The organism is uncultured Nitrospira sp. (assembly GCA_902500695.1).
In the GTDB taxonomy this organism is placed as follows: domain Bacteria; phylum Nitrospirota; class Nitrospiria; order Nitrospirales; family UBA8639; genus Nitrospira_E.
On record CABVRQ010000104.1, the window covers coordinates 1 to 11,511 of the forward strand.

The following is an 11,511-nucleotide window of genomic DNA, read 5'->3' on the forward strand; positions in this document are numbered from 1 at the left end:
CTTCTATAAGGGAGAAACATCATGGATTATGTCAAGCCTCACGCGGTTGTCGAGAATATGCTGGCCGGGGCTGCTGTAAAGTTGAATGTGCCGGCTCGACACTTGGTGATTCGCGGGATGCTGGCTGGCGCGTATCTTGGTGTGGCGACCAGCATGGCGGTGCGGGACTGCTCACGGTGTTTACGAAAGCCGTCCTGTGCAATTGGATGGTTGGATTAGCCGTGGTGTTTGCCTATTCCACCACGTCCTTCATTGGGAAAATGGTTGCTATTTGGGGACCGACGGTTCTGTTCTTTTCTCAGGGGTTTGAGCATGCGGTGGTGAACATGTTTCTCATTCCAGTCGGCATGTTATTGGGAGCAGAGATCAGTGTGTCTCACTGGTGGCTCTGGAACCAGATTCCGGTCACGCTGGGTAACCTGGTTGGCGGAATGTTCTTCACCGGTCTGGCAATTTATTATGCACATGGCTCCGTCGTCATAGCACCTCAACAGGTTCAGAGCGTCAACCATGCATCTTCTTCTACATCCGCATAAGCCCAATGGAAGTCCCTGCCTGTGAGGCAGAGGTAAGCCATGCAGGCTATGTTTCCCAAACGCCTGCGAGGCTGGCACTTTATTCTTTTCAACATTGCGCTTGGCCTCGGGCACATACTCGTGATGTTCAATGCCGGGTCCTATGTTGCGCTATTGCCTCATGTGGCCGGCGACCTGGAAGGCGTGTTGCCGAGCTTCATGACCTGGGCCCAGACGGATTTCATGATCGCCCTGGCGTTGGGTCTTCCCGTTGGTCGCGCTCTTGCTAACCGGTTCGGTAATTATCGTGTGTTTATTGGCGCTTTTCTTGTATATGCCGTGGCTTCGTATCTTGGCGCTATCAGCCAGACCCATTGGCAGTTTCTGAATGCTCGCATTATTCAGGGGTTCTCCGGCGGCCTCACCCTTTTTCTCTCGCAAGATATGATGCTCCGCGAGTATCCGGACCGGCTCAAGTCCATGGGATTAGCCATCTGGGGCCTGATTACTATTACTCCGTTTACGATTGGTCTTCCCGCTGGTGGTTGGCTTGCCGATGATCTCGGGTGGTGGCGTTATCTTTTTTATACGGATGTCGTCGTTTCCTTGATCGTCGTCGGTCTGCTGGGCGCTTTGCTGTATGGTCGGGGGTTTCGTCGCCAACCTATCCGGTTTGACGTCGTGGGGTTTTTTCTGTTGGCCATCATTTTGGGGGGCATTCAGACTATTCTGAATATGGGGAACGATTTTGACTGGTTTGACTGGCCCTTTCTCCGTGGTGTCCTGATCGTCCTCCTCGTGGCATTGCCCTGCTTTATTATCTGGGAGCTGGGCGAACGTCACCCGGTGCTGGATGTCCGGTTATTTGCCGAACGAAATTTTACCATTGGGGTCATCTGTTTGGTGGTCGGGTTCTTTTCGATCCAGGGACTCCTCACCCTTCTGATTATCCAGCTTCAATTGTTGCTGGGCTATTCGTCCCTCCTTGCCGGGATGGCGCTTCTCCCGATGGTGCTGTTAGCGGCTCCGATGATCGTCGTGATGCATGAGCTCTGCAAGCGGACTGACGTTCGCATGCTCGCGAGCATCAATTTTCTTGGATTTGCTTTCACTCTCTACTGGATAGGGCTATATGACGATCCTCACTCATTTGATCAAATTTTCTGGCCTATTCTGCTGGAAGGTCTTTTCCTGGGATCGTTTTTCACCCCGATGACTGTGCTCACCCTTCATCGATTGTCCGGCGTCCAGGTGATACGTGCAGCGGAAGCGGCCAATATTTTGCGCATCTCCGCCGGGGCGTTCGGGATTACGTACCAGGAGGTGGTGCATTTCCGACGTCTCCCTTTTCATCAGCTTCATTTGGCGAACCATTTTGGGGGAAGACAGTTTGCCTCCTTGGACGTGTTGGGAGGATTCTCTGCCAAGTTAGAGGGCGCCGGACTCGATTCTGCCATGGTAAATGGCAAGCTTCTGGCCCTTGTCAGGCAGTATGCGGGAATTCTGGCAATGAGCGATGCGTTTCTGCTGGCCAGCTATATGTTTGTGGGATTAGCCGCGCTCGTCTGGTTGGCCTATCCTACTCAATTGCCTTGGTATCAAAGCCAGGAAGAAGAGTTGCTGGAGATGGAGGCCGAAGCATTTATGGAGGAGCCAATATGAATCATCTGTCTGCGTTGAGACGGCATTGGATGTTTGGGTTCGGTCTGTGCAGCCTGTTCCTTTATGCCGGTTGTGCTTGGATTCCTCCCGGCGAGGAACCTGCCGGATTTTTAGAACCGGATTCCATGGAGGAGACTCTTTCCCATGCTTCCCACCACGAACCGGAGGATCCAATTCCACAATGGCCTGAAGACCGCTGGTGGCAGGAGTTCGGGAGTCCGGAGCTTGACGCACTGATCGAGGCGGCTCTCAAGGATAACCCCGGCCTCAAGGTTGCGTATGCCCGTCTCCATGAGGCACATGCCCTTGTCCGCGTCGAAGGGGCGAGGCTGCTGCCGTTCCTGGAGGCGGACGCCGAACTGACCGCAGAGCGTGTGTCTGAGCATGGCTTATTTGCCGCCCTCAATCCTGAGGTGGCCGGGATTGATATTACTTACGGCCTTATCCATCCATTGAGCTTTCGATGGGAGCTGGATTTCTGGGGGAAGAATCGCGCCCTGATGGAATCCGCGATGAGCAGGGAATTGGCCCATAATGCCGAGTGGGCAGAGGTGCGGTTGCGGTTGACCGCGGGGATCGCCAGGTCCTACTTCCGCAGGGTTGCATTGCGCCAGCAGCTGGAGGTGGTCGAGGCCATGGTAGACCTCCGTCGTCACCTTCTGAATCTGGCTAAGATCCGGTTTCGGACTGGTCTGGATGACGCTAATTCGGTGAAGCGGGCTACTGCGGAATTAGAGGCGGCAAACAAGCGGGAAGCCGGTACCCGGGAGCAGTTGGACTTTCAACAATATTTGCTTGTCAGGCTGAGTGGTCATGGCCCTGATTGGGGAGAGCATGTGTTCATGGATAGGGTGATTCTGCCACGGCGAATTCCCTTGCCTCCGGAGTTGCCGATAGGGCTGTTGGCGCACCGCCCGGATCTCGCTGCCGCCAAATATCGAGCCGAAGCCGCAGCCAAGCTCATCAAGGTGGCGAAAACTCGATTTCTTCCCACGATCGACTTGAATGGTTTCGTGGGCTTCAGGGCCTTGACTCTCGCAAGTGGGGCCGGTTCTTTGGGTGATCTTCTGTTTTCATCGTCCAGTCTCGCTTATGGGGGCGGGCCGGGTCTGCGGCTTCCTTGGTTCGAAGGCGGTCGTCTTCGTGGAGAATTGGAGGCGCAACGGAGAGAATTCGACGCGGCAGTAGAACTCTATAACGACACGTTGCTGGAGGCCATGCGGGAAGTCGCCGACAGTCTGAGTGTCTGGCATGAGACTCGCTCCATGCTTGAGGCGCACCGGCGCCTCCTGACGTCGGTGAGTGAGGACTGGCACCTTGTTGAAGTTCGCTTTCGCACCGGCCTAGACGATCGCCGTGAGGTGTTACAACAGCATCATGCCGTCTTGGATCAGGAATATGCCTTGAAGGCCCTGGAATCTGATCAACTTGTGTCGATGGTGGGTTTGATCGAAGCCCTGGGCGGAGGGTACCCCATCGTTCGAGAACCCACCCAAACACTGGAATGAAATAATGGACATCCCTACCGTGAAAATTCGACCTAAGGAGATTCGTAGCCGACGGAACCGTCGTCTGGCTTTGGTTGCCCTGATACTGGTTGCGGCTACATTGGCTTACAGTGGTTACTGGTGGTATTACGCCCGTTTCTGGGTATGGACCGATAATGCCTTTATTGCCGGCAACCTCGTCACATTGGAGGCACAGGCAACGGGCATTATCACCCAGGTCCTTGTGGAGGAAACCCAGTATGTAGAAAAAGGAGATCTCCTTATTCGTCTCGATGAACACCAGGCCCAGGCCAAATTGGGTCGGACACGGGGCTTACTGGGAGGCGAGGTGCGCAGAATCGCCTCATTGTTTGCTCAGAGGCGGCAGATCCAGCAAAAATTCACCTCCAGGATGGCTCGACTCGATTTGGTACGCCATGATGTGGTCCGCTTCCGTGAGGCGCTTCCGAGCGGGGCCATATCTGAGCAAATCTTCCAGAATGCCCTGGACAAGGTGCGGGCACTTCAAGCCGAGGTAATGGAAATCCGTGAGGAATACCAATCCATCACCGCGGAGGTGGGAGGTGTGAATATCATCCATCATCCTGCCGTAGAAGCCGCCAAGCATGAATTCATCACCGCCTATCTCGAATACATCCGGCAGCGCATTCGGGCACCGGCTTCGGGCCATGTGGCCAAGCGAAAGGCCCAGGTCGGAGACCAGGTTCATCCAGGTGTTCCATTGATGACAATCGTGCCTTTGGATCATCTGTGGGTGGAAGTGAATTTGCGGGAAACTGAAATGGAGCAGGTGCGGCCCGGGCAGGCAGCACTGATTAATGTCGATGTATACGGAAAGCACCACACATACCATGGGACGGTGGAAGGCCTGGTGCCCGGCACCGGCAGTGTATTCGCCTTGTTGCCTCCTGAAAATGCGACCGGTAATTTTATTCATATCGTGGAACGCGTGCCTGTGCGCGTAGCCTTTTTGAAGGAAGAGATCCTTGAGCACCCCGTTCGTCCGGGATTATCGACCAAAACCTATATCGATGTGAGCGAGCCGGGACGCTCTTTGGGTGTTTCGCTGGCAGAGACTTCCACTCAGGAATATGAGACGAATATCTATGCCGATGAACTCACCGATGCAGAGGCTTTGGCCCAAGAAATCATCAGGGAAAACCTTGTTTTGACACGCGATCGGTCCGAACCGGCATAGGGGATCGAGTCGTGTCGGTTCAGGAATCCTATGTATCAGGACGCATCGCGTATATCAGAGTATTGCATTGCCTGCTACTACGGGTGGAGGACGAAAGTGTTCCCCCTTCCATCCACAATCTTTCCGTTATATGTGGTGAAGGTGTAAGACAACCCATGCCACTGCCTGCATAGTGAAGGCCTTTGCTCTGTCCTCGCCGGTTAACCGGACGAGCGTGGTCCTTATCTGAAATTCCTTTCTTCATTATTAAGAAATCTTCAATCAAGCGTGCTCTTTAATCGTTGAGCATTACAGGAGAAATCCTTCCCACGATCAATGGTGGTGGAATCGTGGTGGATTGGAGTGATCTTTCGTGGCACTCCCGCCAGTTAATGTTTATGTATCCAAAGAGACCGCGATAATAAGGCCAATTTTCTGTAGATGTTTGGTTTGACTTGTCGAAGCACTTGGCGGCTCGCTATTTGCTTATCGGAAAAGTACGGAAATGTATTGCCATGATTCAAAGAAGAAATGAATCAGAGAAGAGAATGTTTTATCTATATAAGCGGTTCATATTCCCGGAGACCGTCATTACTTAAAGGGTCATGATCGAATTTTTATGAGGAGGGGATGTTCTATGTTGTCAGGGAAGAAGGTCTATGGCGCAGTGAAAGTCTTTGTCGTATGTGCAGGGACGGTGCTCATGATGAGTGTCGTGGGACATGCGGGAGAAGAAATCCACTATGAAACGAATTCCCATTCCGATCATAACGTGGCGGCAGCGTCAGGAAAGACGAATGGTTGGATAGAGAGGTTGAAAGGGCAGACGATTGTCGAGGACTCGATTGAGGGGAATCCTGATCGTGCGGCGAAGGTGGATCGGCAACATGAACGGTTAATGTCGAAAATGGGACATCAAATGCAGGCCGATTTGAAGTTGGTTGAGGGTAGTGGGGCCTATGACACCGCCACGATGCTTCATCAATATGGAGCCGGTCCGGCAGACTATCTTCTGGCTTCGGACCATGAAATTGAACCCGTCTCGGGTCAGCCTGGACTGTGCCCGGCGGGAGTGCCTGAAAAGCATTACGATATTTCGGCGATCGACGTGGAAATCACGTTGAATAGATGGCTCGACTACTATGTCGGCTACATGTACGTCCTCACCGAAAATATCGAGAAGGTGCGTGAAGAAGAAGCGGCCAATGCCGCAGCTCGTGAGAAGGAAGGATATGACCCCGGCGCGGTTGAAACCGGTCTGCAGAATAACTGGATTCAGCCCTTGGTGATCCGGGGCAACCAGGGCGATTGCGTGAGGTTTACTCTTCGAAATGAGTTGATCACGGGAGAAGGAGCGAGTCTACAGATCGGCGGGTCGAGCATGATGATGAGTGCCACTGGCCAGCCGGCAACTACCACCAACCCCGATGCAATCGCTCTTGAAGACAAAGTCGTGGAAATGGAGTGGTACATTCCACCGACCATGCAGGAAGGCGGGCGGCAGTTTCATAGTTACAGCAATGATCGTGAATTGACGGTGATGGGCCTGATGGGCACTTTTGTGGTGGAACCAAAGGGTTCGACGTATCTGGATCCGCTTGGTGCAGGGGAACCGACACCGATGACCAGCGGCTGGCAGGCGATTATCAAGAACGGCACCGGACCGGATTTTCGGGAGTTCGTCCTCATTTATCATGAAGTCGGCGATGAAGCCTTTCGTCCCGTCAATAAGCATGGGGACTTTATTCCGCAGCGAGATCCGGTCACGGACGTCTACCGGCCTGTGGCGCGGGCGTTGAACTACCGTAGCGAACCGTTTGGCGTGGACAACATGCAAACCCAGCATGAGTATTTCGGATTCGAGGACGAGTCGATGGCCTACAGCGCCTATACTTTCGGTGATCCGGCCACCACTGTGCCGCGCAGTTATTTGGGCGATCCGGCAAAATTCCGGCTGGTGCACGGGGGATCGGAGGTTTTCCATTCCCATCATCCCCATGGCGGGTCTATCCGCTGGCCCAGAAGTCCCCGTGCGATTGATGAAATGCCCCTGTGGCATACCGCAAAAAACGGGCCGGTGAAGTATCCGGTCGTCCGAACGAAGACGGACCGTGTCGACGTGGAGGTGATCGGGCCGTCCGAGGCCGTTGACCTGGAAACGGAATGTGGATCGGGACTCTGCCAGCAATTGGCTGGGGATTTTCTGTTTCACTGCCATGTGGCGCATCACTACATCGCCGGGATGTGGGGCTATTGGCGGGTCTATAACACGATTCAAGATGGAGCGCTGCATAATGATACGATGCCGGACCTTCGCGAATTGCCTGACCGCAAGGGACGGATCAAGGCCGGTGTCACTTCGGACCAGCTTATCGACAAGAAAGTTGATTGGTTCGGCAAAGAGTTTAAAATTATCGAAAAGGGTACAACGGATTGGAAAGCCAATCCGGCTGTCGTCACGGTGAAGGACTGGGTGGAAATGCAGCTGCCCCCTCAGGGCAAGCCAGGGCACAAAGACGACGAGAGGGAGCAGACGCTCTCCTATGATGCGACAGTATTGGACTGGATTTGGAATGGAAGCCGGGCGTTGACCGAACGGGAAAATACCATCCCCAATCCACGATACCAATCTCCGGCTCCCGGTGAGCGCTTGCCGATTCTGTTCGAACCGGCCACCGGCAAGATCGCATGGCCGCACTTAAGGCCGCATTTCGGAAAACGGGTGCCATTCTCTCAAAATCACAATCCTTCTCCCTGGCTCGAAATGATCCATTTAGATGATGATGGTCAGATGAGTTCCTATCCGGCAAAGCCTGGAGAAAACGGACGATGGAGCCTGTGTCCAGCCAATGCCGGCTCCAAAAAATTTAACGTGCATTTCATCAAGACCCCCATGCTGGTGGCGGATAAACAAGGGGACGAACCGGCAATCATTGATCCGGACGGGACGATTTATGTGCTGCATGAAGAAGAGGAAGAGGTTCGAAAAAATAATGATAAAAGACATCCGTTGGTCGTGAGGTCGAACGTTTACGACTGTGTTGACTGGATGCTGACAAACGAATGGCTTGATGATGACAATTTCAACATGCATGCGTCGAAGATCAACACCCATTGGCATTTCATGCAGTTCGACAATCAATCGTCGGATGGTGTGATTACCGGTTTTTCTTATGAGCAATCGGTGCGACCGTTTACGATGATGGAGAAGACGACAGACAAGGGCTTGCCACTGCCGATGAATACGGTCTTCACGAAGCCTGGCAAGAAGGGTGATTTGACCATTACGGTGAAAAATGCCGCGCAGTATCATCCGAAGAACGAGATTCTGATCGGTGCCGATAACGTGAAGGACAACGAGATCGGGCGCATTAAATCGATAGATGGGAACCAGATCAATCTGTATCGGCCGTTAGAGCATGATCATCCGGTGGATGACATCGTCACCGTGGAATTTGTACGACAACGATTCTGGGCGGATGCGGATGTGGGCACGGTATTCTGGCACGACCATGCGGTCGGCCGTGTGACTTGGGGGCACGGAGGTTTCGGGACGATGATCGTCGAACCGTGGGGCTCGACCTATCACGATCCTAAAACGGGGGAACCGATCCGAAGCGGACCTGTGGCCGATATCCGGACGACCGAGCCGATCGGGTATGGGGTGAACGGGAGTTTCCGTGAACTGATGGTGCAATTGAACGACAGCGTGCCGCATTCCGTTAACATCGTCACCGCAGGCAATCCTCCAGGCCAGCCGATTGAGGTCGCGCTGGAAGCGGGAAAGACCATCTCATTCCCCATGCCTGAACACATTCCCATGACACCGATGCCGTTCCTCAATGGGGGAACCCACACTACCGGTGGCAGTTTTAATTTCCGGGCCGAACCGATCGCGGCCAGACTCAAGGCCAACCCGGATTTCTCGAACATTTTCAATAGCCATGTTCATGGGGATCCCTATACGCCAATGGTCAGGGCGTATCTCGGGGATACGGTCGTGTTCCGGCTGTTGGAGACCATGACGAACGAATCGATGGTGTGGACGTTGTCAGGGCATACCTTTCTGACCGAGCGGTATGCCGGTGACGCCAACCGGAAAAATTCCATCCACATTGGTATCGCAGAGCGATACGATCTCGTCGTTCCGCAGGCAGGTGGGCCCCGGCTCCAGCCGGGTGACTACATCCATTTTAACGGACGTTCTTCAAAGTTCTCGGAAGGAGCCTGGGGTATTTTACGCGTCTTGGATAAGGAGGTGCCTGATCTTCAAAAGCTGCCGGCAGGCTATTCCGGTCGTAATGAAATTTCGACGCCTGGGCCGGTCTGTCCTTCCGAGGCACCGGTCAAGTCTTTTAATGTTGTGGCGATGGATTTTCCTTCCATGAATTTCAACAGGAAGGCACCCGAAGCCGTAGAGGTCGATTTCGAACGGAACATTCTGCTCCAAAATCCGGAGGGAAAAATATATGTGCTGGAAGAAGATGTTGCGAAGACGGCCAGTGGCATTCAACCGATGCCGCTGACTCTGAGAGCCAATGTGGGCGACTGTCTCAAGATTCAACTGACGAATCACATGCAGGAAAGCCGCGCCTCGTTCTCCGCGCTTTCCCTCGCCTTCGATCCTAAGGATTCGTTGGGCGCCAACGTCGGGCAGAATCCAGGCGATCAAACGGTTGCGCCTGGAGAGAGCCGGACGTATACCTATTACGCCGACCCGTTTTTAGGAGAGATTGCTTCGTTGGTATGGGACTGGGGCAATGTCATGCTCAATCCTCGGAACGGGCTTTACGGCGCGATCATTATCGGGCCGAAGGGCGCGACGTATCGTGACCCCAAAACAGGTGCGGATATATCCAATAAAAATAGTTGGATTGCCGACGTGATCGTGGACCAGACGGTGACTGGATATGAAGACCGACCAAATTATCGGGATGCGGCCTTGTTCTTCCAGGACGAGGACAACATCATCGGTACGAGCTTCATGCCTTACGTGCAGAACGTGGCTGGGTTGATCGGGGTCAACTATCGAGCGGAACCGTATTTGTTCCGTGAGGAACAGGGATGTACTTTGGATAGGATATTCCAGCCGTGTTCTGAGGAAAACCCGGAAGACCCCATCACGCCGATCATCCAGGCCCATGCCGGTGATCCCGTTCGCATTCATGTCTTCGGGGCCAGTAATGAACAAAATGGAATGTTCGGCGTTGAAAGTCATGAATGGCCCATCGAACCATTCATGCGAGGAGCCGATCAAATCAACGTCGTGGAGTTTTCGGGGTCAGAAGCGTTGGATGCCTTCATTCCAGCCGCAGGCGGACCCTATCAACGTACCGGGGATTACGTCTGGAGCAACCAGCGTTTGCCGTATTCCCAATCAGGGCAATGGGGATATTTACGCGTACTGCCAGGGAGTGATCAACGAATCCTGTCATTGGATGGTGGGGCTCCCGGCGTTAAAGAAGCCAAGTTGCCCAACGAAGAAGTGGTCCATATTAAACCCGTCGGATTAAAATGAACCGGCATGGTTTTTAGTTGACGGGTTTAGGAACGGGGAAGTCGATACGCGGCTTCCCCGTGCTGGTCACAACCCGATAAGACAAGATGGTGAGAAATTTTTTGAATTATTATGCCGGCGGAGGAATAAATGAAAAGCACGGTGGTACAAATGATTGGGGTGACTTTGGGTGTCCTGGGAATGTGGGCCAGCCCCGTGTGGGCCTATGAAGAAAGCCAGGTCAAGCAAGGGGGAACGATTCGTGGGCAGGTGACGTTAGCTGGAGGGATGCCTAAAGCCATGGCCTTTAACTTGGTGACGATTCCAGATCCGGTTTTTTGCGGGCGAATTTCAACCGGAACAGGATGGCGCATTGTTGAAGATTTTATACTTGGATCTCAGGGCTCGCTGAAGGACGCGATAGTGATGCTTAAGGGTATTGAAAAAGGGAAACCTTTTGAGTTGCCAAAAGTGACAATCGAAGCGAAGGATTGTGATTTCCTCCCATTTGTGAATGTTTTACGGGATCAGGATGAACTGACGGTCATTAATATGGATCCAGTGGAACATGACATCCAGGGATATGAGACTGCTCGTGATCGTGGTGCGAGGGTCTTGTTTAATCGTCCTCTTCCAATGAATCCATTTCATAATATACTGGATTTAATCAATAGGCATGATCATTTACCTGGCAAGCCAATGATCGAAAAAATTCATTTGCAGAAGGACCGGAATATCTTTGTGATGCAATGCGGATTTCACCCCTATATGTTTTCTTGGGGAGTGGTGGTTGACAATCCCTATTATGCGATTACCACCGAGGATGGTCGATTTGAGATATCCGATATTCCTCCAGGAGGCTATACGTTATCGGTCTGGCATGCCGGAATGAAAAAATACTTAAACCGTGAAGTGACGATTGAACCGAATGGGACCATTTCAGTGAATTTTGAATATCAATCGCCTGTGGGTCGCCGAAGTGTTCATGAAATTCAAGAAAACCCCCACTTCGGATTGGGACTCTTAGGGGAAGAAGTCATCATTCCTTCACTTCGTCTACAACATTCCTCATGACAAATTCGATGAAAAGATCATCACAGAGGTTAGCGAGCTGGTCCTGTTTCTGAGAACCGGAAACTTTTGAGCTGAGTC

General features: G+C 52.8%; 7 protein-coding genes. All 7 read left to right on the top strand.

Annotated features, from left to right (window positions below):
* Positions 1–21 precede the first annotated feature (21 nt).
* Positions 22–219 carry a hypothetical protein gene (locus AAH187_RS17340; protein WP_342349741.1) on the top strand — a complete coding sequence of 66 codons (198 nt, stop codon included), beginning with the start codon at positions 22–24 and terminating at the stop codon, positions 217–219.
* On the top strand, positions 177–536 hold the full coding sequence (locus AAH187_RS17345) for a formate/nitrite transporter family protein (protein ID WP_342349742.1): 360 nt from the start codon (positions 177–179) through the stop codon (positions 534–536). Before AAH187_RS17340 ends, AAH187_RS17345 begins: the two co-directional genes overlap by 43 nt.
* A 39-nt stretch (positions 537–575) precedes the next feature.
* Positions 576–2,177: an MFS transporter gene (locus tag AAH187_RS17350; protein ID WP_342349743.1), complete on the top strand. Its 1,602-nt coding sequence runs from the start codon at positions 576–578 to the stop codon at positions 2,175–2,177.
* On the top strand, positions 2,174–3,685 hold the full coding sequence (locus AAH187_RS17355; RefSeq protein ID WP_342349744.1) for an efflux transporter outer membrane subunit: 1,512 nt from the start codon (positions 2,174–2,176) through the stop codon (positions 3,683–3,685). The genes AAH187_RS17350 and AAH187_RS17355 overlap by 4 nt, the downstream gene beginning before the upstream one ends.
* A gap of 4 nt (positions 3,686–3,689) precedes the next feature.
* Positions 3,690–4,883: an HlyD family efflux transporter periplasmic adaptor subunit gene (locus AAH187_RS17360; protein WP_342349745.1), complete on the top strand. Its 1,194-nt coding sequence runs from the start codon at positions 3,690–3,692 to the stop codon at positions 4,881–4,883.
* A 616-nt stretch (positions 4,884–5,499) separates the two neighbouring features.
* Positions 5,500–10,380, top strand: coding sequence for a hypothetical protein (locus tag AAH187_RS17365; RefSeq protein WP_342349746.1), 4,881 nt, complete (start codon positions 5,500–5,502; stop codon positions 10,378–10,380).
* Between the two features lie 129 nt (positions 10,381–10,509).
* Positions 10,510–11,433, top strand: coding sequence for a carboxypeptidase-like regulatory domain-containing protein (locus AAH187_RS17370; protein WP_342349747.1), 924 nt, complete (start codon positions 10,510–10,512; stop codon positions 11,431–11,433).
* Positions 11,434–11,511 lie beyond the last annotated feature (78 nt).